The organism is Kitasatospora sp. NPDC088783 (genome assembly GCF_044750705.1).
GTDB lineage: Bacteria > Actinomycetota > Actinomycetes > Streptomycetales > Streptomycetaceae > Kitasatospora > Kitasatospora fiedleri.
This window is the reverse complement of the sequence record NZ_JBIVKJ010000020.1, coordinates 1-22,575: the sequence shown is the minus strand read 5'-3', so window position 1 is coordinate 22,575 and position 22,575 is coordinate 1. Positions and strand designations below refer to the sequence as shown.

The window sequence follows — 22,575 nt, the reverse complement described above, 5'->3', positions numbered from 1 at the left end:
CGGCCCGCTAGGCGGTCGGCTCCCCGGCCCGCTCCGCCGTCGGCCCGTCGCCGGCCGGCTCGTCGTCCGGCTCGTCGGCCGGCCCGTCCGTGGCCTCCCGCTCCGCCGCCGGCTCCCGCGCCCGTCGCCGTCCGGCCAGCCGTCCCTGGACCGCCAGCAGGAACGCGGTGGGCAGGAACACCGCGTCCGCGGAGATCATCGCCAGCGAGAAGAACGGCAGCCCCAGCAGCACCGCGATCGCCAGGTGCTCGACCACCATCACCGCCAGCAGCACGTTCTTCAGCCGCCGCGCGGCCAGCGAGAACGGGAAGCCGACCTGCATGACCACGGTGCCGTAGGTCAGCGCGAAGGTGACCAGCAGGCTGCCGCCGAGCAGCCCAGACAGCTCCGGCCAGGGGGCGAAGTACTCCAGTTTCAGCGGGTAGAAGACCGCGGTGCCGTCCTGCCAGCGCGAGCCCTGGACCTTGTACCAGCCGGCCGTGGCGTACACCAGCACCACCTGGGCGGCGATCACCAGCATCGCGCCGTTGTGCAGCATCGCGGCCAGCGCGTCGGCCAGCGCCCGCGGCTCGCCCCACCCGGCCGGGTCCCGGCCGGGCTTGCGGGCCCGGCGGCGGGCGTCCAGCGACCAGACCGTCCCGCAGCGGGTGAGGGCCAGGTAGATCGCCATCAGGTGGACCAGGTTGTCGCCGCCGTCGCCGAGGAACACGTTGCGGTTCTGCAGCGACAGCACGGTCAGCGCGAACAGCACCGAGGAGGCCCGGGTGCGCCAGCCCAGCGCCGTCGCCCCGGCCGAGAGCAGCGCCAGCAGGTACACCGCCTCGAACCACCAGCGGCCGTCGCTCCAGGACAGCGCCGTGAACGCGTGGGTGTCGGCCAGCAGCCGGCCGTTCAGCTCCGCCGACCAGGGCGAGAGGTCCCCGTACAGCACCCGCCGGTGCGGCCACTCGCGCAGCAGGTAGCCGCCCCAGGTGCCGGCGACGCCGATCCGCACCACGGCGGCCTGGTACGGGGCGAGGGTGGTCAGCAGGCGCGGCAGCGCGGCCCGGACGGCGGCGGCGGGCGTGCCGGTCACCACAGGCCCTGCCGGTCCTCGGCCTGCACCGGCCACCAGGGCAGCTCGCGGGCGTGCGGGGCGGTGTCGACCTGCTCGCCGCTCCACGGCGGCGGGGCGACGGCGGTGGCGGTGGCCCGCAGCTGGACCTGGATCACCCGGCCACCGCCGGGCCCGATCCGCTGCAGGGCGATCCGCTTCAGGTACTGCTCGGCGAGCTCGCCGCGGCTGCCGGCCGCGGCGGGCGCGTCGCCGTCGCCGTGGGTGGACTCGTAGAAGTCCCAGGCCCGGCGCAGCAGGTTCTGGTCCAGGTGGCTGGGCGCCGGGTCGTGCCGGATCGCCGCCCAGTCCGCGGCGCTCAGCCCGTGCCACTCGCCGGTGGCCACCTGCCCGTCCGGGCCGATGGTCCGCACCCGGGCGTCCACCGCGACGTTGCGCTGCAGCGGGTCCGGCGCGAACAGCTTCCAGTTCTGCTCGAACTCCGGGTAGACCACCGCGTCCAGCTCGGAGCGGTACTCCTTCGACACCGAGTTGGCGGGCGCCACGGCCAGGAAGAGCGCGCCGAGGAACGCCAGGACGCAGGCTCCCAGCCCCACCCCGGCGACCACCAGCACCACCCGGGCGGGCTTGGACCAGACGCGCACGGCCGACATCCTGCCGCACCGCCCAGGCGTTCGAACAGGGGCCGGAGCCCTTGCACCGCCCCGCGGCGGACCACGGGGGCTACAGGACGAACGGCTCCCGGCCGGTCCCGCTCACCATCGGGCGTCCGGCGGCCTCCCAGGCGAACATCCCGCCGTCCACGTTGACCGCGTCCCGACCGCCCGCCACCAGGTACTGCACCACCTGGGCGGAACGGCCGCCGACCCGGCACATCACGTACAGCCGGCCCTCGGGCAGCTCGTCGAGGCGGGCCACCACCTGGCCGATCGGGACGTGCAGCGCGCCCTCCACGTGCCCGGCGTCCCACTCGTCCTGCTCGCGGACGTCGAGCAGGACGGCGTCGGCGGGCACCGAGGCGGCGTCGGCGGTGGGCAGCTGAGCGAACATCGGGGCGGTCTCCTGGGGTGCGTGGGACGGTTGGTGGTGCCCATTGTCGGGCAGGAGCGCGGCCAGTCTCGCCTGCCGGTCCGCGGCGGTGGCCAGCAGCTGCTCGGCGAGCTCCTCCAGCAGCCGCTCCGGCTCCTCGGGCCGCAGCAGCAGCAGCTCGCCCATCGGGGTGCGCTCCAGCCGGACCCGCTCCACCGCCAGCGCGGTGATCCGGCCGGTCAGCCACTCCAGGCGCTGGCGCAGCCAGGCCAGCCGGTCCGGGGAGTCCGCGGCGGGCGCCGAGTCCGGGGAGGTGGACCACTCCTCGGCCAGCCGCTCCAGCCCCTCGGCGTCGGCCAGCGCGTACGCCTCGTTGACCCGGGCGATGAACCCCGAGCGGCGCTCCTGCTCGGCCGGGTCGGTGGTCAGGTCGGGGTGGGCCCGGCGGACCAGCTCGCGGTAGGTGCGCTGGGCCTCCTTGCCGGGCCGCACCCGGCGGGCCTCCGGCTCGCCCTCGCGCGTGCCGCGCTCCTCCGGCGGCTCGACCCGCTCCCGGGCCTCCCGGGCCCGCCGCAGGTCCTCCGGGTCGCCGCTGAGCGCCGCCACCGACTCGGCGATCAGCGCGTCCAGCTCGTCCAGCTCGGCGTAGAGCGGGCCCAGCAGCTGGTGGTGGGCCAGCGCGAAGTTGTCGATCTCCACCCGCAGGGTGGCCACGTCGACGTCCAGCGTCAGCCAGGCCAACTCGGCCGCCGCGACCCGCTCCTCCAGGTCCTGCCGCTCCGGGTCCGCCCACACCTCGACGCTCGGTACGCTCACCCTGGCCACCCTACCGGGGCCCGGCACACCGCCGACCGGGTGACACCGGTGGCGCTCCCCGGGGCGCGCGGCGGACGACACGCAACTGATACTGACGAATCTGCCCGATTGGCTACCTGCCCCCGGCATCTCCGTGCTTCATTGGAGGACGCGTGCGAGGACGCGCGCACCGGCCAGGAGGAGCAGCGAGCACAACAAAGGGGCAGACCGATACCCATGGTGGACCAGCCCGATCCCACACCCCCGGCCGGAGTGGTCGCCCTGCTCCGGGTCGCCACCGTGCTGGTCGACCCGGACGGCCGGATCGCGCTGTGGAACCGCACCGCGGAGGAACTGTTCGGCCACCGCGCCGAGGTCGCCCTCGGCCGCACCGCGCACGGCCTGCTGCCCGCCGTCGAACCCCGCCCCGAGGGCTCCGGCCCGGCCCAGCGCTGCGACGCCCTCGACACCCTGGACGACCTCGTCCTGGACGGCCCGTGGGCCGGGCCGATGAGCGTGCACGACCGCGAGGAGCGGCTGCGCGACGTCCTGTGGTGGGCCTACCCGCTGGTCGAGCCGGTCGGCCGCTCGCTGCTGGTGCTGGCCGCCGACGCCCGCCCGCTGCGCGCCGCCGGCCCGCGGATCGCCCTCGGCGAGCGCCTGCTCCCGTACGCCGCCGCTCCCGCCGCGGCCCGCCCGCAGCAGGTCGCCGCCGCCTTCGCCCCGCCCGGCCCGGGCCGCGCCGAGGCGCTCGCCGCGCTGCTCCCGCCGGGCTCCGCCGAGCGCCGCCGCCGGCTGCTGGACGCCCTCGCCCAGGCCGGGCCGCCCGCACTGCGGGTGAACGGCGCGGCCGTGCTGCCCGTGGTCCCGCTGCCGTCCTTCCCGGAGGGCGCCGGCACCGCCCGGGCCGCCGCCGGGATCGGCCGCCGCTACCCCACCGCGCAGCAGCGCGCCGCCCGCCGCGCCGCGGAGCCGCCGAACCCGGGCGCCGCCGGGTCGCGCCCCCCGGCCGCCGGGCCCGCGACCGACCACCGGGACGCGCCGCGGCCCGGCCGCACCGTCCCCGGACCACGCGAAGCCGCCGCCCACCGCCCGGACCCGGGAGGCCCCGTCATCGAACCCGCAGCCGCCCCCGACCCGACCACCGCAGCCGACCCGACCGCCGTCACCGACCCGACCGCCGCGCCCGCGCCCGCCGCCGTCCCGCCGAGCCGGACGGCCGGCTCCGGCACCGGCGTGGAGGTGGTCCGCGGGCTGCCCGACGACGGCGACCTGGCGCTGCTCGCCTCGATCGGCAGCCAGGTCGGCACCACCCTGGACCTGGACACCACCGCCCGCGAGCTGTGCGAGGTGCTGGTCCCCCGGGTCGCCGACTTCGCCTGCGTCGACCTGCTCGACGGCCTGATCTCCGACTCCGAGCTGCCCGTCGGGGCGCCCGACGACGCCACCATGCTGCGCCGGGTCGCCCGCACCTTCAACGCCGCCTCGCCGTGCTGGGGCCACGTCCTGGACGAGGGCGCGCTGCTGGCCATGCCCCGCTCCACCCCGCCCGGCCTGGCCCTGCAGGAGAACCAGCCGGTGCTGGTCCCGCTGATCTCGCCGGACGTCGCGGTCGACTACGCGGCCTCGCTCGGCGGCCCCGAACTGGAGCCGGCCGTGGTCGGCCGCTCGATGCTGGTGCTGCCGCTGTCCGCCCGCGGCACCGTGCTGGGCATCCTCAAGCTGCTGCGGCTCGCCGACCGGACCCCGTTCACCCGCTCCGACGCCGACACCTTCAAGGAGGTCGCCGCCCGCGCCGCGCTCTCCCTGGACAACGCCCGGCTGCACCGCGCCGAGTCCAAGGTCGCCACCACGCTCCAGCGCTCGATGATCCCGACCCGCCCGCCGCGGATCCCCGGCGTCCAGATCGCCCACCGCTACATGCCCGGCGACCGCAAGGCCGAGGTCGGCGGCGACTGGTTCGACGCCATCCAGCTGCCCGGCAGCCGGGTCGCCCTGGTGGTCGGCGACGTGATGGGCCACGGCCTGCACTCGGCCGCCGCGATGGGCCGCTTCCGCACCGCCATGCAGACCCTGGCCGCCCTCGACCTGCCGCCCGCCCAGCTGCTGCGCCACCTCGACAACCTGGCCCACAAGCTCGGCGACGACCACCTGGCGACCTGCCTGTACGCGGTCTACGACCCGATCAACCGCACCTGCGAACTCGCCTCGGCCGGCCACGTCCCGCCGGTGCTGGTGCACCCCGACGGCCGCGGCGAACTGCTGGAACTGCCCTCCGGCGCGCCGATCGGCGTCGGCGGGGTGCCGTTCCAGACCAAGCAGATCGACGTCTCGGACGGTTCGATGCTGGTGCTGTGCACCGACGGCCTGGTCGAGGTGCGCGGCGGCGACATAGGGGCGGGCCTGGCGGCGCTCTGCGGCAACCTGATCGACCCCAAGCAGACCCCCGACGAGGCCTGCGACACCGTGCTGAACACCCTGCACTCCGACGACCGGCAGGACGACATCGCGCTGCTGGTGGCCCGCTTCGACGGCGTCCCGCCGACCGAGGTCGCCACCTGGCAGCTCGGCGTCACCGAGCTGGAGGTCGGCCGGGCCCGCAGCCTGGTGCGCGACCAGCTCGCCGCCTGGCAGCTGACCGCGCTCTCCGAGACGGTCGAACTGCTGGTCTCCGAACTGGTCACCAACGCGGTCCGGGTGGCCCGGGCCGAGGTGCAGCTGCAGCTGATCCGGGTCGACAAACTGCTGGTCGAGGTCAGCGACGACAACCACAACCTGCCCTCGCTGGAGCCCGCCGACGCGTTCTCCGAGCACGGCCGCGGCCTGAACCTGGTCAGCAAGCTGTCCGAGAAGTGGGGCACCGCCCGCAAGGCGGTCGGCAAGGTCGTCTACTTCGAGATGCCGCTGCCGCGCGGCTGACCGCCGCCCGCCCGCCGGGTCAGGACGCCACCGCCCTGGCCCGGCCCTGCGCGGCCACCGCCGCCGCCGCGCCGACCCCGGTCAGCACCCGCGGCCAGTAGTCGCCGAACACCTCGACCCAGACCGCGATCAGCACCGCGGTGCTGATCGCCACCAGGTGCTCCAGCCCGGCCAGGTTCGGCAGCAGCAGCGCCTCCACCACCATCGACAGCGCCACCGCCCCGCCCGTCCACCAGGCCCGGCAGCGCAGCGCCACCACCACGGCCAGCGCCACCACCGCCGCCGAGGGCCCGGTGTCCCGCACGTACGCCACCCAGCGCGGGAAGCCCAGCGCGTGGTGCGGGCCCAGCGTCACCCCGACCCGGGCGAACAGCGTGCCCGCCAGGGTGCAGGCGTACGCCACCACCAGGGTCAGCCGCCGCCCCAGCACGATCTCGGCCACCCCGAACACCAGGAACACCTGGGCCAGCGCCCCCCACACCGGCAGGTCCAGGGCCGGCACGTACAGCGACAGCGGGGTGCGCAGCAGCGACACGTCCAGCGGCAGCGCCGCCTTCACCACCCCGATGTCGGACACCAGCCGGTCCCCGCCCGGCAGGTGCTGGACCACCGAGAACAGCAGCACCAGCGCGGTCGCCGCGGTCGCCAGCGGCACCGCGGCGAACCTCCGCCGCACCACCCGCTCCTTCACGGAAGCGAAGAGCTCCCCCCACTCCGCGACCGCGGCCCGGCGGAACACCGCCCAAAGCCCCGACCGCACGCCCCCCGCGTGGGTGATCTGCTCCACGTCCCGGCTCTCCCGTCCGATTCCGTGCCGACTTCCGTCGTCGATTTCTCTTCTGCTCCCCGAATCCGACCCTACGCACCGGGCCGAACCGCGGCATCAGCTCCGGAGACCATTCCCGGCCTCCTCCTGGAGGCTGACCTCCGGCCCGCTCCGCCCCCCGGCGGAGGGACCTCCCCCTCCCGGGCCGTTCCCGGCCGGGAAGCGTTCCTCACCCGTGCCGGCGGCGGAACAGCGCCGGCATCGTGGGGGCCGTGATGAACCCCTCCGCGCGGGCCGAGGCGATGCCGATCCGGGGGATCTCGCCGCTCTTCTCGAAGAGCAGGTACCGCGGTTCCCAGATCGGCCGGTACTTCGCGTTCGCCCGGTACAGCGACTCGATCTGCCACCAGCGCGAGAAGAAGCCCAGCACCGAGCGCCACAGCCGCAGGACCGGGCCCGCGCCCAGCTTCGAACCGCGCTCGAACACCGACCGGAACATCGCGAAGTTCAACGACACCCGTTCCAGCTCGACCTCTCCGGCGCGCTGCAGGAGTTCGATCACCATGAACTCCATCAGGCCGTTCTCGCTGTCCCGGTCGCGCCGCATCAGGTCCAGCGACAGGCCGTGCGCGCCCCACGGCACGAAGCTCAGCAGCGCCCGCAGCTCGCCGTCCCCGTCGAAGCACTCCAGCATCACGCAGCGCCCGTCGCCCGCGTCGCCGAGCCGCCCCAGCGCCATCGAGAAGCCGCGCTCGGTCGCGCCGTCCCGCCAGTGGTCGGCCTTGGCCACCAGCTCGGCCATCTCGCACTCCGGGATGTCCCCGTGCCGGCGGATCCGCACCGTGTAGCCGGCCCGCTTGACCCGGTTGTACGCCTGCCGGACCACCCGCATCGCCCGGCCGTCCAGCGAGAACTCGTCCAGCTCGACGATCGCCTCGTCGCCCAGCTCCAGCGCGTCCAGCCCGTGCCGGGCGTAGATCACCCCGGCCTCCTCGGAGGCGCCCATCACGGCCGGCACCCAGGCGTGCTCGCGGGCCTCGGCCAGCCAGGCGTCGATCGCCCCCGGCCAGGCCTCCGGGTCGCCGATCGGGTCGCCGGACGCCAGCGTGACGCCGCCGACCACCCGGTAGGCGATCGCCGCCTTCCCGGACGGGGAGAACACCACCGCCTTGTCCCGGCGCAGCGCGAAGTAGCCCAGCGAGTCCCGCTCGCCCTGCCGGTCCAGCAGCTCGCGCAGCCGGCTCTGGTCCTCGTCGCTCTGCAGCTCCTCGCCGCGCGGCGAGCGGAACGCCACGTACAGCACGAACAGGAACAGCACCGCGCTCATCGCGTTGATCGCCGCGTTCACCCAGGTCGGCACCGAGACCACGTCGAGGACCCGCTCCGACGGGGTCAGCGTGATCATCCGGTGCACCGCGTAGCTGAACCGCGTCCCGAAGCCCGCGCCGGCGACCTCGTTGGTCAGCTGCACCAGCAGCGAGCCGACCAGCCCGCCCAGCAGCAGCCCGCCGACCGCCGCGGCGGCCGCGGTCTTCGGGTTCGAGCGGTCGCCCTTGGAGGTGAACTCCCGGCGGGAGAACAGCAGCGCGACCAGGAACAGGCCGGTCAGCACGATCGAGAAGTAGTTCCACGGGTGGTCCCGGTACCGGTCGCCCCAGGCCATCCAGGCCAGGTAGCCGAGGAACGTCAACCCGGCCAGCCCGGTGTTGAAGATCCACGCCGCCCGCTTGCGGCGGCGCATCGCCACCGCCAGGAACAGCGCCAGGAGCATCGAGGTCAGGCCGGCGGTCATCAGGTAGGGGGTGAAGAACTCCCCCTCGTTGTGACGCTGCACCTGGTCCCGGAACGGCACCGAGAGCACCGCCGCCAGGTTCAGCAGGGCCACCAGCCGCAGGTACCAGACCGTCGACGCGGCGGCCCTGAGCCGCCACCGTGCCAGCGGGCCGGGGCCTTCGCCCCGGGAGGGGGACACGGCCGGGGAAGCCGTCTTCACAGTGGACACAGCAACCATTCCAGACGATCGATCACAGGGGCGCATCCGCTCGCGGTTCGGCGCACTCGACCCCGATTTCCATGGTTGCCCAGCCCGGATGAGAATTGCGTGAATCCGGTAGCGGATTCCCACCCCCGCCGATCGGCGGGGGTGCCGAACCGCCCCGGCCCCCAACCGCCCCCACCGGGGAGAGACAGGGAGAGACATGCCGCCGACCCGGGTCCTGATCGTGGACGACGAGGTGCTGGTCCGCTCCGGGCTCGGCCTGATCGTCGGCACCGCACCCGACCTGGAGGTGGTCGGCGCCTGCTCCGGCGGCCAGGCCGAGCAGCTGGCCCGCGAACTCGCCCCCCGGGTCGTCCTGCTCGACGTCCGGATGCCCGACCTGGACGGCATCAGCGTGCTGCGCCGGCTGCGCGCGCTGCCCGACCCGCCCGCCGTCGCCATGCTCACCACCTTCGACACCGACGAGCACATCGGCACCGCGCTGCGGGCCGGGGCGGCCGGGTTCCTGCTCAAGGACACCGCCCCCGAGCAGCTGGTGCACGCCGTCCGGGTGCTCGCGGCCGGCGGCAGCGTGCTCTCCCCGACCGTCGCCCGCACCGTGATCAGCGGCTACGTCGAGGGCGGCGGCCCCGACACCGCCGCCGCCGACCTCACCGGCCGGCTCACCGGCCGCGAGCTCGACGTCCTGGCGCTGCTCGGCGAGGGCCTGTCCAACGCCGAGATAGCCGACCGGCTGTTCCTGGGCACCGGCACCGTCAAGGACCACATCAGCGCCATCCTGGCCAAGCTCGGCGCCGCCAACCGGGTCCAGGCCGCCGTCATCGCCCACCGCGCCGGGCTGGTCCGCGAGCGGCGGGACGGGGAGTGAGCGCCGCGGCCGCCGCGGCCCCCGGACACCGCCCGGAACCCCCCGGGACCGCAGAGCCCCCGACGCCCCCGGAGCCCGCCGGGCCGCGCCGCCCGCTCCGGGCCCGCGCGCGGGCCTGGCTGTGCTCCCCGCGCACCACCCTGCTGGCCCCGGTGCTGCTCGCCGCGATGGACTCCGCGCTGGTCGCCAAGGGCTCCGCGCCCTGGCAGCTGGCCCTCTCCGCGCTGTCGGTGGCCGCCCTGCTGGCCCGCCGCCGCCTCCCGCTCACGGTGGCCCTGCTCACCCTGCCCGGCGCGTTCTTCAACGAGATCTGGCTGGCCCCGCTGACCGCCGTCTACGCGGTCGCCGCCGCCCGCCCCCGGCCCGGCGTCCCGGTCGCCTGCGCCACCGCCTTCGCCCTGGTCGAGTTCTTCCACTGGCCCTTCGACCCCGGTCTGTTCGAACTCAGCCGGGACAACGCGCTGTACGGCATCCAGTCGGTGATGCTCGGCGCCGGACCGGCCGCCCTCGGCATGCTCGCCCGCACCCGCGGCGAACTCGCCGAGCGGGTCACCGAGCTCACCGCCGGCCGGCAGCGCGAGAGCCGGCTGCTCGCCGAGCAGGTGCTGACCGCCGAACGCGCCCGGCTCGCCCGCGAGATGCACGACGTGGTCTCCCACCAGGTCAGCCTGATCTCGATCCAGGCCGGGGCGCTCCAGGTCTCCAGCACCGACCCGGCCGCCCGGGACGGCGCCCGCACCATCCGCGAACTCTCGGTCCGCACCCTCGACGAACTCCGGCAGATGGTCGGCGTGCTGCGCGCCGCCGGCGGCCCCGGCACCCCGCTCGCCCCGCAGCCCACCCTGGCCGACCTGCCCCGGCTGATCGGGGGCAGCGGCCTGGCCGTCACCAGCCGCCTCGACCCGGGCCGCCGGAACTGGCCCGAGGCCGTCGAACGGGCCGCCTACCGCACCGTCCAGGAGGGCCTCACCAACATCAGCAAGCACGCCCCCGGCGCCCCGGTCACCGTCCGGGTCACCGCCCGCGGCGGCCGGCTGCACGTCGAGGTCCGCAACGGCCCCCCGCCGCTGCGCCCGACCGGCACCGGCCAGGACGCCCCGCTGCCCGGCGGCGGCCACGGCCTGATCGGCCTGCGCGAACGCGCCGCCCTGCTCGGCGGCACCTTCACCGCCGCCGCCACCCCCGACGGCGGCTACGCCCTGCACGCCGTGCTGCCCGCCCCCTGAGAACCGCGGGAGCCACGAAAACCTCGGAAGCCGTGAGAACCGCGGGAGCCGTGAGAACCGTTCCGGGCCGTCACCACCGGAGAACGAGAAAGCCCCGCAGGTCCGTGGACCTGCGGGGCTTCACTGTGCGCGAGGGGGGAGTTGAACCCCCACGCCCTTTCGGGCACTGGAACCTGAATCCAGCGCGTCTGCCTATTCCGCCACCCGCGCATGGGTGTTGTCTTCAGTTGCTTACCGCTTCTTCCGACCTGTCGAGAAGCTTACCGCATCTCTCGGGGTCTTCCGTTCGGCTCCCTCTCGGGCGCCCCTTCCGACATGGAAAACATTAGCACGCCCCACGCCGCACCTGCGAATCCATTCCGCCCGGCCCCCCGCACGGGCCCGCCCGGCCCGCAACCGGAGGCCGGACGAACGCGTGAGCGGGCCGTCCGGCGGGTACCCCTCCGGGCGCGACCTAGCCGGGGAACCGTACGGAAGGGCCGGGCGTGGATACGATCAGTACGGAAGTACCGCTTTCCAGCCGACGAACCGGCCCGTCCGACGCCCTGAGAGGGGGTGCCCCGTGGGAGTCCTGAAGAAGTTCGAGCAGCGACTCGAAGGTCTCGTGAACGGCACCTTCGCGAAGGTGTTCAAGTCCGAGGTCCAGCCGGTGGAGATCGCCGGTGCCCTGCAGCGCGAGTGCGACAACAACGCCACCATCTGGAACCGGGACCGCACGGTCGTCCCGAACGACTTCATCGTCGAGCTCAGCCCGCACGACCACGAGCGGCTCAGCCCCTACGCCACCCAGCTCGGCACCGAGCTGGCCGGGATGGTCCGCGAGTACGCGGAGGCCCAGCGGTACAGCTTCATGGGGCCGCTCCAGGTCGCCCTGGAGAAGGCCGACGACCTGGACACCGGCCTGTACCGGGTGCGCAGCCGCACGCTGGCCGCCGAGGAGCCCCAGCGGGCTCCGGCCCCGCCGTCCGCCGCCCAGCCCGGGTACGGCCGTCCGCCGACGCCGCCCGCGCCCGGCGCGCCCTGGCACCAGGGCGCGTCCGCCGCGCCCTACGGCGCCCCGCCGCCGCCCCCCGCGCCGCCCGCGATGCCGCCCGCGGCGTCCGCCGCCCCGTCGGCCGGGAACGTCCGGCCCTTCCCCGGCGCGGGCCACGGCGGCGCCGGCACCCGGCGCTGGATCGAGGTGAACGGCGCCCGGCACCAGATCAGCCAGAACGCGGTGGTGCTCGGGCGCTCCACCGAGGCGGACATCCGGATCGACGACCCCGGGGTGTCCCGCAAGCACGCGGAGATCCGCCCCGGTACGCCCGCGATGGTCCTGGACCTGGGTTCCACCAACGGCATCGTGGTGGACGGGCAGCACACCCAGCGCGCTACGCTCCGCGACGGCTCCCGGATCGTCCTGGGGTCGACCACCATCGTCTACCGACAGGTCGAAGGGTAGAAGCGGGCCGGTATGTCTGATCTGACCCTGACGGTCATGCGGCTGGGCTTCCTCGCCGTCCTCTGGCTGTTCGTCATCGTCGCGGTGCAGGTGATCCGCAGCGACCTGTTCAACACCAAGGGCGCCGCGCGCACCGCCCAGCGCTCCCCCGCCCCCGCGCCGGCCCAGGCCGGGGCGGGCCGCGGGCCGCAGGGGCAGCCCGCCCCGGCCGCCCAGCAGGCGCAGGCCCGGCAGCGCCGCGGCCAGCCCACCCACCTGGTGGTGACCCAGGGGTCGCTGGCCGGGACGACCGTCGCCCTGCAGGGCCAGACCGTCACGCTGGGCCGGGCGCACGACTCCACCATCGTCCTGGACGACGACTACGCCTCCTCCCGCCATGCCAGGATCTACCCCGATCAGGCTGGGCAGTGGACGGTGGAGGATCTAGGCTCCACCAACGGCACCTATCTCGACCGGCAGCGGCTCACCACGCCGACGCCGCTCCAGATCGGCGTGCCGATCCGAATCGGCAGGACCGTCATCGAGCTGCGGAAGTAGTCAGCGCATGAGGACCAGCTCCACCCGAAGGAGGGCCCGGACAGCATGAGTCTCGTGCTGCGCTTCGCCGCCGGCTCGCACAAGGGCCTGATCCGTGAAGGGAACGAGGACTCCGGCTACGCCGGGCCCCGGCTGCTCGCGGTGGCCGACGGCATGGGCGGAGCGGCGGCCGGCGAGGTCGCCTCCTCCGAGGTCCTCGGCTCGATCGTCCGGCTCGACGAGCCGCACCCCGGCGCCGACCTGCTGAGCCTGCTCAACGAGGCGGTGCAGACCGCCAACGAGCGGCTGCGGCAGATGGTCGAGCAGGACCCGCAGCTGGAGGGCATGGGCTGCACCCTCACCGCGCTGCTCTGGGACGGCCAGCGGATGGGCCAGGTGCACATCGGCGACTCCCGGGCCTACCTGCTGCGCGACGGCCGGCTCGACCAGATCACCCAGGATCACACCTGGGTGCAGCGGCTGGTCGACGAGGGCCGGATCACCGCCGAGGAGGCCGAGACCCACCCGCAGCGCTCGCTGCTGATGCGCGCCCTGGACGGCCGCGGCCAGGTCGAGCCCGACCTGTCGATCCGCGAGGTCCGGGCCGGCGACCGGTACCTGATCTGCTCCGACGGCCTGTCCGGCCCGGTCAGCCACCAGACCCTGGAGGAGACGCTCGGCAGCTACTACGCGCCCGAGCAGACCGTCCAGGAGCTGATCCAGCTGGCGCTGCGCGGCGGTGGCCCGGACAACATCACCTGCATCGTCGCCGACGTGATCGACGTCGGCGCCACCGACCAGCTCAGCGGCCGGGCCGCCGAGGCCCCGGTGGTGGTCGGCGCGGTCGCCGAGAACCAGCCGCACCACTACAACGACCCGCAGCTGCTGGACACCCCGGCCGGCCGGGCCGCCGGCCTCGGCCGCGGCCCGGCCCCGCAGGGCGCCTTCGGCCCGGCCCAGGGCTACCAGGGCGGCTACGAGCAGCAGCAGCCCGGCTACGGCGCCCCCGCGGGCGACTTCGGCCCCCCGGAGGGCTACGGCGCCCCGGCGGACGACTTCACCCGGGCCGGCTTCCCGGCCGGCGAGGGCGGCTACGGCGCGCCCGGCGAGGAGTTCGACCAGGACGCCCCGGCCGAGCACCGGAAGAAGAAGCGCGGCCTGAAGCTGACCCTGATCGGCGTGCTGGTGCTCGCGGTGCTCGGCGCCGGCGGGTTCTTCGCCTGGCAGTGGAGCCAGGACCAGTACTACGTCGGCGTCCAGGACGGCCACGTCGCGGTCTACCGCGGCCTCGACCAGAACCTGGCCGGCATCGAGCTCAGCTCGGTCTACCAGCCGTTCACCGACGTCGAACTCAAGTACCTGCCCGCCTACCAGCAGGACCAGGTGGCCAAGAAGATCCAGGCCGACGGCCTGGCCGACGCCCGGAAGCAGGTCGACGCGCTGCGCGCGCAGGCCGCCGTCTGCAAGAAGGTCGCCGAGTCCACGACCGCCCCGGCCACCGGGGAGGGCACCGAGCCGTCCGCGCCGCCGCTGACCGAACAGGAGCAGCAGCTCGCCGCGTCCTGCCCGGCCCGGTAGGGCCGCGGGCGAACCCGGGGGGTTTCACACAGGCATGAGCACCTTCGACGTGAGCGGCGGCCGCACGCCCGCCACCGGGCGCCGCCGCGCCACCGGCCGCGGCACCCCGGACACCGTGCCGAACCGGCGCAACACCGAGCTGCTGATGCTGGCCTTCGCGGTGGCCGTCCCGGTCTTCGGGTACGCCAACGTGGGCCTGGCGATGGACGGCACGCTGCCCGCCAACATCCTGGCCTACGGCCTGGGCCTGGGCGTGCTGGCCGGCCTCGCGCACCTGGCGGTGCGCCGCTTCGCCCCGTACGCCGACCCGCTGCTGCTGCCGCTGGCGACGCTGCTCAACGGGCTCGGCCTGGTGATGATCTGGCGGCTCGACAAGGCCGGCGACCTGCTGCACGACAACTACCCGGCGACCACCAACCAGCTGATGTGGTCGGGCCTGGGCATCACGCTGTTCATCGGCGTGATGTGGCTGCTCAAGGACCACCGGATCCTGCAGCGCTACACCTACATCTCGATGGTGGTGGCGCTGGTGCTGCTGGCCGCGCCGGCCTTCTTCCCGTCCCAGGACGCGAACTTCGGCGCGAAGATCTGGATCCGCTTCGGGTCCTTCTCGATCCAGCCCGGCGAGTTCGCCAAGATCATCCTGACCGTCTTCTTCGCCGGCTTCCTGATGGTGAAGAAGGACGCCCTGGCGCTGGCCAGCCGCAAGTTCATGGGCCTGTACCTGCCGCGCGGCCGCGACCTCGGGCCGATCGTGGTGGTCTGGCTGCTGTCGATCCTGATCCTGGTGTTCGAGACCGACCTCGGCTCGTCCTTCCTGTTCTTCGGCCTGTTCGTGGTGATGCTGTACGTGGCCACCGAGCGGACCAGCTGGATCGTCTTCGGTCTGCTGATGTCCTTCGGCGGCGCCGCCGTGGTGGCCACCAGCGAGCCGCACGTGAAGACCCGGATCAACGCCTGGCTGGACCCGATGGCGGCGTTCGGGCCGCACCCGCCCAAGCAGTCCTCGGAGCAGATCGGCCAGACCCTGATGTCGCTGGGCTCCGGCGGCACCATCGGCACCGGCCTGGGGCAGGGCCGCAGCTGGCTGATCCAGTTCGCGGCGAAGAGCGACTTCATCCTCGGCTCGTTCGGCGAGGAGCTGGGCCTGACCGGCCTGATGGCGATCTTCCTGGTGTACGGCCTGGTGGTGCAGCGCGGCCTGCGCACCGCGCTGGCCGCCCGCGACCCGTTCGGCAAGCTGCTCGCGGTCGGCCTGAGCTCGGCGTTCGCGCTCCAGGTGTTCGTGGTCGCGGGCGGCGTCACCGGCCTGATCCCGCTGACCGGCATGACCATGCCGTTCCTGGCCCAGGGCGGTTCCTCGGTGGTGGCCAACTGGGCGCTGATCGCCATCCTGATGAAGATCAGCGACACCGCCCGCCGCCCGGCCGCCGAACCGACCGCCGAGCCGGCCCCGGCGATCCCGGAGCCGGCCGGTCCCGACCGGTACGGGCCGCCCGGGTACGGCGCGCCGGACCAGAGCAGGGGAGCGTCCTCGTGAACAAGCCGATCCGCCGGGTGTCGATCTTCTGCCTGGTCCTGGTGCTGGCGCTGATGGTCCGGGTCAACTGGGTGCAGGGCGTGCAGGCCTCGGCCTGGGCGAGCAACTCGCACAACGACCGGGTGAAGTACGACCGGTACGCCTACCCGCGCGGCAACATCATCGTCGCCGGCCAGCCCGTCACCAAGTCCGACTTCGTCAACGGCCTGCGCTACAAGTACAAGCGCTCCTGGGTGGACGGGCCGATGTACGCGCCGGTCACCGGCTACTCCTCGCAGATCTTCGACTCCAGCCAGCTGGAGAAGCTGGAGGACCCGGTGCTCTCCGGCACCGACTCCCGGCTGTTCTTCCGCAACACCCTGGACATGCTGACCGGCAAGCCCAAGCAGGGCGGCGACGTGGTCACCACCATCGACCCGAAGGTGCAGAAGGCCGGCTTCGAGGGCCTGGGCAACCGCAAGGGCGCCGCGGTGGCGATCGACCCGCGCACCGGGGCGATCCTGGCGCTGGTCTCCACCCCGTCCTACGACCCGGGCACCTTCGCGGGCGGCGGCGACAGCGACTCCGCGGCCTGGACGGCGCTGCAGAACGACCCGAACCAGCCGATGCTGAACCGGGCGCTGCGCCAGACCTACCCGCCCGGCTCGACGTTCAAGCTGGTCACCGCGGCGACCGCGTTCGAGACCGGCAAGTTCAAGAACCCCACGGACACCACCGACACCCCGGAGACGTACATCCTGCCGGGCACCAGCACCCCGCTGGTCAACGACAGCCCCGACGAGCCCTGCACGAACGCCACCCTCGCCTCGGCGATGGCCATCTCGTGCAACACGGTGTTCGGCAAGATCGGCGCCGAGCTCGGCAAGGACGCGCTGCGCTCGCAGGCCGAGAAGTTCGGCTTCAACAACGACAAGCTGGACGTCCCGGTCCGGGCCGCCGCCAGCTACTACCCCAGCGGCTCCTCCCCCGACGGCACCGCGATGGACGCCATCGGCCAGCACGACACCCGGGCCACCCCGCTGCAGATGGCCATGGTGGCCGCGGCGATCGCCAACAACGGCTCGCTGATGCAGCCCTACCTGGTCGCCCAGGAGGGCTCGGCGGGCCACGCCATCTCCACCCACTCCGAGCACCAGCTGAGCCAGGCCGTCTCGCCGGACACCGCGCAGAAGCTCCAGCAGCTGATGGAGGGCGTGGTGAAGAACGGCACCGGCAGGAAGGCGGCCATCCCGGGCGTGACGGTCGGCGGCAAGACCGGCACCGCGCAGCACGGCCAGGACAACGCGGGCAAGCCGTTCGCCTGGTTCGTCTCCTACGCGAAGGACTCCGCCGGCAAGCAGGTCGCGGTCGCGGTGGTGGTCGAGGACGGCGCGGCGCAGAGCTCGGAGATCTCCGGCGGCTCGCTGGCCGCGCCGATCGCCAAGTCGATGATGCAGGCGGCCCTCGGCAAGTAGGCCCGGCGACCGGGCCCGGGAAGCGGGCTGCGGAGCGGCCCGGTCGCATGCGTCACATTCCGGCCGCCGGTCCTCGATCGGCGGCCGGAATTGTCACAATGGGACGGTCCTGGTCGATATCGGTCCGGTCTCAGCTGACGGTCCGCGCGGGCCCGCCCAGGTCGGCCCGGTAGCGTATCCGCCAGCAGCGGGTGTACCCGCGGCCGGAGACCGTGGCCGGAGCCGTGCAACCGCGGCGGCGGCCGCCGCGTCCGAAGAGAGCGTGCGGGGACACCTACGTCACATCCTCACCTGCCGGTGGGGGAGAGGGTCGGAGATATGGAAGAGCCTCGTCGCCTAGGCGGCAGGTACGAACTCGGCGGCGTCCTCGGGCGCGGTGGCATGGCCGAGGTGTACCTCGGGCACGACACCCGGCTCGGCCGCACCGTGGCCGTGAAGACCCTCCGCACCGACATGGCCCGCGACCCCTCCTTCCAGGCCAGGTTCCGCCGCGAGGCGCAGTCCGCGGCCTCGCTCAACCACCCGGCCATCGTCGCGGTCTACGACACCGGCGAGGACTACATCGACGGGATCTCCATCCCGTACATCGTGATGGAGTACGTCGAGGGCTCCACCCTGCGCGAACTGCTGCACACCGGGCGGCGGCTGCTGCCCGAGCGGGCGCTGGAGATGACCATCGGCATCCTCCAGGCCCTGGAGTACTCGCACCGGGCCGGCATCGTGCACCGCGACATCAAGCCCGCCAACGTGATGCTGACCCGGCAGGGCAACGTCAAGGTGATGGACTTCGGCATCGCCCGCGCGATGGGTGACGCCGGCATGACGATGACCCAGACCTCCGCGGTCATCGGCACCGCCCAGTACCTCTCCCCCGAGCAGGCCAAGGGCGAGACCGTCGACGCCCGCTCCGACCTGTACTCCACCGGCTGCCTGCTGTACGAGCTGCTCACCGTCCGGCCGCCGTTCGTCGGCGACTCGCCGGTCGCGGTGGCCTACCAGCACGTCCGCGAGGAGCCCGCCCCGCCGTCCTCGTACGACCCCGAGGTCCGCCCCGAGATCGACGCGATCGTGCTCAAGGCGCTGGCCAAGGAGCGCGACTACCGCTACCAGTCCGCCGACGAGATGCGCGACGACATCGAGCGCTTCCTCGACGGCCTGCCGGTCGCCGCCGCCCAGCAGGCGGCCTACGGCATGGGCGCGGCCGGCTACGGCTACGACCAGGGCGGTGGGCAGTACGACCCGTACGGCCAGACCAACGTGCTGCCCCAGCAGGGCGGCGGCCCGACCACCATGCTGCCGCCGGTCGGCAACCAGCAGCCCGCCCCGTACGGCGGCTACCAGGACAACGGCTACGGCGGCGGGGACGACGGCGGCTACGAGGGCCGCGGCAGCCGGCGGCGCGAGGAGCAGCCGAAGAAGAGCAGCACCTCCTGGATCGTGCTGGCCGTCGCGGCGGTGCTGGTCCTGGTCGGCGCGTTCTTCGTGGTGCAGTCCATGGTGAAGACCGGCGACAAGGCCGCCGGGAAGACCACCGTCCCGAACCTGGCCGGGCTGAGCCTGGCCGACGCGGAGAACGCGGCGAAGGCGCAGAACGCCACCCTCAAGGTGGTCGTCGGCGACCCGGCCGCCACCTGCGCCGACACCAAGGTCCAGAAGGACCAGGTCTGCACCCAGGAGCCCGCCGCGGCCGGCCAGATGTCCGCCACCGGCACGATCACCGTGCACCTGGCCGCCGCCGCGGCCCAGGTCGACGTGCCGGACGTCACCGGCCAGGCCAAGGACGCCGCGACCAAGGCGCTCAAGGACAAGGGCTTCGACGTCAAGACCACCTACGCCAACGACGACAAGATCGACCAGGACAAGGTCGTCTCGCAGGACGTCACCGGCAAGGCCGCCCCGGGCGCCACGGTCACCCTGACGGTCTCCTCCGGCCAGCAGAAGGTCACCGTGCCGAACGTGGTCGGCAAGGCCCAGGACGAGGCCACCCAGATCCTCACCGACGCCAAGTTGAACGCCACGGTGACCACCAAGGCCGTCACCGACAGCACCCAGGTGGGTCAGGTCCTCGACCAGAACCCGAAGAACGGCCAGCTCAAGCAGGGCGGTCAGGTGACCCTCGTGGTGGGCAAGCAGGCCGACAAGGTGACGATGCCGCCGCTGCAGAACGTCAAGGTCAGCGACGCCATCACCCAGCTCGGCAAGCTCGGCCTGAGCTACGCCCTGGTCGGCTCGCAGGACCCCAACGGCACCGTGGTCAACACCAACGTCCCGGCGGGCACCCAGCTCAACCCCGGTGACAAGGTCACCCTGTTCACGCAGGCACCGGACAAGTCCAACGACCCGAAGCCGTAGCACCGGCGCCCGGGACCACACCGAGGGGCCGCACCGTTCAGCGCGAACGGTGCGGCCCCTCGGCCGTTCCGGTGCCCGGTGGCGGTCAGCGCAGCTCGGGCGGCGGGGTGCGCCGCGCGTCCACCGGGTCGACCCGGACCAGCTGGGCCCAGACCGCCATCCGGTAGCGGGAGGTGTACACCGGCGTGCAGGTGGTCAGCGTCAGGTAGCGGCCAGGGCCGGTGAACGGCGAGCCCTCGGGGACGGGCGCCACCACGCCCACGTCGTACTTGGAGGTCTGCGGCAGCGTCCCGGCGACCCGGTAGACGTACCAGGCGTCCCTGGTCTCCACCACCACCGGGTCGCCGACCGCGACCCTGTCCAGGTCGTGGAACCTGGCGCCGTGCCCGTCCCGGTGCGCCGCCAGCGCGAAGTTGCCCTCGGCGTCCCACGGCATCGCCGAGCGGTACGGCTCCTCGTACACCCCGGCCACGCCCTCGTCGAGCACCTCCGCGGTGGTGCCCATCCGGATCAGCGTCTGGTCGCCCCGGCCGAGGGCCGGCACGTGCAGGAAGCCCACCCCGTCCCCCGCCGCGTACCGCGGCACCGGCGCGGCGGCCGCGCCGTCCGCCGGGGGCGCGGCCGGGACGCCCCAGGTCTGCCGCAGCCGGTCCCCCGCGTGCCCGGCGGTCCGGTCGGCCAGCACGTCGGTCCACCACAGCGAGTACCCGACGAACAGCGCCAGCACCAGCCCCAGGGTGATCAGCAGCTCCCCCAGCAGCCCCAGGGCCACCGCCGTCCGTCCGCGCCGCCTACGACCGCCCCGCATGGCTGTGCCCATGGTGCCGCGCCTCGCTGCTCAGTGTCGCCCGGTCAGCGCCTCCGGCTGGCCCTGGCTCCTCGGCCGTTCCTCGACCATCTTGCCAAAGACGATCAGCCTTCCCCGGGCACTGAACTCCGGCGTGCATGTCGTCATGGTGAGGTAGCGGCCCGGCCCGGTGAACGGCGAGCCCTTCGGGACCGCCTGGAGCACCGTGACGTTGGTCGGCGGGGTCTCCGGGATGCCGCCGGCCACCTCGTACGTGTAGTAGGCGGTCGCGGTCTCCACCACGATCTTGTCGCCCGGCACCAGTTGGCCGATCTTCCGGAACGGCTGGCCGTGCGTGGTGCGGTGCGCGGCGACCGCGAAGTTGCCCTGCTGGTCGGACGGCATCGCGGTGCCCGCGTAGTGGCCCACCAGGCCGTGGTCGAGCACCTTCTGCTTGTCGGTGCCCTCGGCGACCGGGTAGTCCAGGCCCAGCTTCGGCACGTGGATGATGGCGAAGCCCTGCCCGGGCTGGAAGGCGGTGGGCTGCGGGGCGGGGGCGGCGCCCCCGCCGGTCGGGGCGGCCGGCTGCTGGGCCCACTGCTGCTCCAGCTTGCTGCTGGCGGCCCCGGCGTCCCGGTCGGCCAGCACGTTGGTCCACCACAGCTGGTACGAGACGAACAGCAGCATGACCGCGCCGAGGGTGATGAACAGCTCCCCCACCAGCCGGGCCAGCACCACCCGCTTGCGCTCCTTCGGGCGCGGCGGCCGCGGCCCGGCGGGCCGCCCGGTGGCCCGGCGGCGCCCGGTGCCCGGCGCGCGCAGGCCGGACGGGCCGGCCGCGGCCCGGCGGCGGGCCGCCCGGTCGCCGGGCGGCGGGGACACCGGCCCGGCCGCCGGGGCGGGCGGCAGCCGCAGTTTCAGGGTCTGCTCGGCCGGGGTCTCGTAGACGCTCCAGTCCTCCGGCTCCCCCAGCTCGTCGGGGACGCCCCCCTCCGGGCGCACGGCGGTCACCGGCGTCAGCTCCGGCCGATGACCGGGGCGAGCCCGGCCGAGCGGCCCACCGCCTCCGGGAAGCCGCACTCGGCGAGCCAGTTGGCGAGCATCCGGTGGCCGCCCTCGGTGAGCACCGACTCCGGGTGGAACTGGACGCCCTCGATCGGGAGTTCGCGGTGCCGCAGACCCATGATCACGCCGCTGTCGGTGCGCGAGGTGACCACCAGCTCGGCGGGCACGGTGTCCGGGTCGACCGCCAGCGAGTGGTAGCGGGTGGCGGTCAGCGGCGAGGGCAGGCCCGCGAACACGCCGCCGTCCTCGTGCAGCACCGGCGAGGTCTTGCCGTGCAGCAGCTCGGGCGCCCGCCCGACCACCGCGCCGTGCGCCACCGCGATCGACTGCAGGCCCAGGCAGACCCCGAACAGCGGCAGCCCGGTCCGGGCGCAGTGGTGCACCATCTCCACGCACACCCCGGCCTCCTCGGGCGTGCCGGGCCCGGGGGAGAGCAGCACCCCGTCGTAGCCCTCCTCGCCCGCCCGCGGCCGGGCGTCGGCCACGGTCAGCCCGTCGTTGCGGACCACCTCGCAGACCGCGCCCAGCTGGTACAGGTACTGGACGATGTTGAACACGAAGCTGTCGTAGTTGTCGACCACGAGGATCCGGGGCGCTCGGCCGGCGGGGGTCATCGCTACTCCTGGGGTACGGGTGCGTCGGGGGACGGACGGAGTCGGAACGGTGCCGGTCTCAGCCGCCGGCGCCCTGGTCCACCGTCACGTTCCCGAAGGGGAGCAGCGGCTCGGCCCACGGGAAGACGTACTGGAACAGGACGTAGACCACCCCGAGGACGAGCAGCAGGGCGATCAGCGCACGGACCGGCGCGGGGCCCGGAAGATGCCGCCAGATCCAGCCGTACATGGTGCTCCTCGGTGTTTCGGGTCGGCACAAGCGTAGACGCCCGTCCGCCCGGCCCAGGAGGGTATCCGCGCAACGGGCCGGTCGCGGCGGGTCCGGGGCGGATTCCGGACGGATCCTGAACGGGTTCCGGTCAGGTCCTGGCCGGGTCCGCACCGGTCCCGGCGGGTCCTGTCCGGGCCCTGGCCGGGTCCGGACGCGCGGGCGGGCGCTAGAGCCTGTCTGACAAATGATCATCTAGCGGGTTCGCGAAGCCAGAGGATCAGGGCCGCCAGGACGATTCCGGCTCGGTAGCGGTTGGCGAGCTTGTCGAACCTGGTTGCGATCGCACGGAACTGCTTCAGGC

Annotated in this window: 18 protein-coding genes, 1 tRNA gene and 1 pseudogene; 9 read left to right on the top strand and 11 right to left on the bottom strand. The window is 73.8% G+C overall.

The genetic code is table 11. The annotated features are described in order from the left end of the window. Nucleotides 1-7 precede the first annotated feature (7 nt). The 3 genes from ACIP60_RS33830 to ACIP60_RS33820 all read right to left on the bottom strand — a co-directional run bounded on the left by ACIP60_RS33830 (nt 8) and on the right by ACIP60_RS33820 (nt 2,899). Nucleotides 8-1,075: an HTTM domain-containing protein gene (locus ACIP60_RS33830; protein WP_400692117.1), complete on the bottom strand. Its 1,068-nt coding sequence runs from the start codon at nt 1,073-1,075 to the stop codon at nt 8-10. After that, nucleotides 1,072-1,698, bottom strand: a complete 627-nt coding sequence (locus ACIP60_RS33825) for a DUF5819 family protein (protein WP_400692114.1) — start codon at nt 1,696-1,698, stop codon at nt 1,072-1,074. The genes ACIP60_RS33830 and ACIP60_RS33825 overlap by 4 nt, the downstream gene beginning before the upstream one ends. 79 nt (nt 1,699-1,777) lie before the next feature. Next, nucleotides 1,778-2,899 carry a rhodanese-like domain-containing protein gene (locus ACIP60_RS33820; RefSeq protein ID WP_400692111.1) on the bottom strand — a complete coding sequence of 374 codons (1,122 nt, stop codon included), beginning with the start codon at nt 2,897-2,899 and terminating at the stop codon, nt 1,778-1,780. A 216-nt stretch (nt 2,900-3,115) separates the two neighbouring features. On the opposite strand from ACIP60_RS33820, the gene ACIP60_RS33815 reads away from it, so the two are divergent. Then, nucleotides 3,116-5,797, top strand: coding sequence for a SpoIIE family protein phosphatase (locus ACIP60_RS33815; protein ID WP_400692108.1), 2,682 nt, complete (start codon nt 3,116-3,118; stop codon nt 5,795-5,797). Nucleotides 5,798-5,816: 19 nt separating this feature from the next. On the opposite strand, the gene ACIP60_RS33810 is transcribed toward ACIP60_RS33815, so the two are convergent. Continuing rightward, a complete protein-coding gene (locus ACIP60_RS33810; RefSeq protein ID WP_400692106.1) occupies nt 5,817-6,584 on the bottom strand; it encodes a hypothetical protein in 768 nt (255 codons plus the stop codon). A gap of 208 nt (nt 6,585-6,792) precedes the next feature. Continuing rightward, a complete protein-coding gene (locus ACIP60_RS33805; RefSeq protein ID WP_400692103.1) occupies nt 6,793-8,574 on the bottom strand; it encodes a phosphatidylglycerol lysyltransferase domain-containing protein in 1,782 nt (593 codons plus the stop codon). Nucleotides 8,575-8,761: 187 nt separating this feature from the next. On the opposite strand from ACIP60_RS33805, the gene ACIP60_RS33800 reads away from it, so the two are divergent. Next, a complete protein-coding gene (locus ACIP60_RS33800; protein ID WP_282206381.1) occupies nt 8,762-9,430 on the top strand; it encodes a response regulator transcription factor in 669 nt (222 codons plus the stop codon). Then, nucleotides 9,427-10,656 carry a sensor histidine kinase gene (locus ACIP60_RS33795; protein WP_400692099.1) on the top strand — a complete coding sequence of 410 codons (1,230 nt, stop codon included), beginning with the start codon at nt 9,427-9,429 and terminating at the stop codon, nt 10,654-10,656. Before ACIP60_RS33800 ends, ACIP60_RS33795 begins: the two co-directional genes overlap by 4 nt. Nucleotides 10,657-10,782: 126 nt before the next feature. Here ACIP60_RS33795 and ACIP60_RS33790 read toward each other — a convergent pair. Then, a tRNA-Leu gene (locus ACIP60_RS33790) sits at nt 10,783-10,866 on the bottom strand. Between the two features lie 352 nt (nt 10,867-11,218). Here ACIP60_RS33790 and ACIP60_RS33785 point away from each other — a divergent pair. The 6 genes from ACIP60_RS33785 to pknB all read left to right on the top strand — a co-directional run bounded on the left by ACIP60_RS33785 (nt 11,219) and on the right by pknB (nt 19,537). Next, the gene (locus ACIP60_RS33785; RefSeq protein ID WP_282206379.1) at nt 11,219-12,097 is read left to right on the top strand and encodes a DUF3662 and FHA domain-containing protein; all 879 of its coding nucleotides are present in this window, start codon (nt 11,219-11,221) and stop codon (nt 12,095-12,097) included. A 12-nt stretch (nt 12,098-12,109) separates the two neighbouring features. After that, nucleotides 12,110-12,634 carry an FHA domain-containing protein gene (locus ACIP60_RS33780; protein WP_400692095.1) on the top strand — a complete coding sequence of 175 codons (525 nt, stop codon included), beginning with the start codon at nt 12,110-12,112 and terminating at the stop codon, nt 12,632-12,634. 45 nt (nt 12,635-12,679) lie between these two features. After that, on the top strand, nt 12,680-14,191 hold the full coding sequence (locus ACIP60_RS33775) for a protein phosphatase 2C domain-containing protein (RefSeq protein WP_400692092.1): 1,512 nt from the start codon (nt 12,680-12,682) through the stop codon (nt 14,189-14,191). Between the two features lie 34 nt (nt 14,192-14,225). Beyond that, entirely contained in the window at nt 14,226-15,731 is a 1,506-nt protein-coding gene (locus ACIP60_RS33770; protein ID WP_400692089.1) for an FtsW/RodA/SpoVE family cell cycle protein, read from the top strand. Further along, on the top strand, nt 15,728-17,185 hold the full coding sequence (locus tag ACIP60_RS33765; protein WP_400692087.1) for a peptidoglycan D,D-transpeptidase FtsI family protein: 1,458 nt from the start codon (nt 15,728-15,730) through the stop codon (nt 17,183-17,185). The genes ACIP60_RS33770 and ACIP60_RS33765 overlap by 4 nt, the downstream gene beginning before the upstream one ends. A gap of 318 nt (nt 17,186-17,503) precedes the next feature. Continuing rightward, entirely contained in the window at nt 17,504-19,537 is a 2,034-nt protein-coding gene (gene pknB / locus ACIP60_RS33760) for a Stk1 family PASTA domain-containing Ser/Thr kinase (protein ID WP_400692084.1), read from the top strand. Between the two features lie 85 nt (nt 19,538-19,622). On the opposite strand, the gene ACIP60_RS33755 is transcribed toward pknB, so the two are convergent. The 5 genes and pseudogenes from ACIP60_RS33755 to ACIP60_RS33735 all read right to left on the bottom strand — a co-directional run. After that, nucleotides 19,623-20,357 carry a class E sortase gene (locus ACIP60_RS33755; protein ID WP_400692082.1) on the bottom strand — a complete coding sequence of 245 codons (735 nt, stop codon included), beginning with the start codon at nt 20,355-20,357 and terminating at the stop codon, nt 19,623-19,625. 18 nt (nt 20,358-20,375) lie between these two features. Then, on the bottom strand, nt 20,376-21,335 hold the full coding sequence (locus tag ACIP60_RS33750; protein ID WP_400692079.1) for a class E sortase: 960 nt from the start codon (nt 21,333-21,335) through the stop codon (nt 20,376-20,378). A 5-nt stretch (nt 21,336-21,340) separates the two neighbouring features. Further along, nucleotides 21,341-22,003, bottom strand: coding sequence for an aminodeoxychorismate/anthranilate synthase component II (locus tag ACIP60_RS33745; RefSeq protein ID WP_400692076.1), 663 nt, complete (start codon nt 22,001-22,003; stop codon nt 21,341-21,343). A gap of 58 nt (nt 22,004-22,061) precedes the next feature. Continuing rightward, nucleotides 22,062-22,232 (bottom strand): hypothetical protein, encoded by a 171-nt coding sequence (locus tag ACIP60_RS33740; RefSeq protein WP_014137037.1) that lies wholly within the window; start codon nt 22,230-22,232, stop codon nt 22,062-22,064. A 208-nt stretch (nt 22,233-22,440) separates the two neighbouring features. Further along, a pseudogene (locus ACIP60_RS33735) lies at nt 22,441-22,575 on the bottom strand (IS5/IS1182 family transposase); the annotation flags it as partial.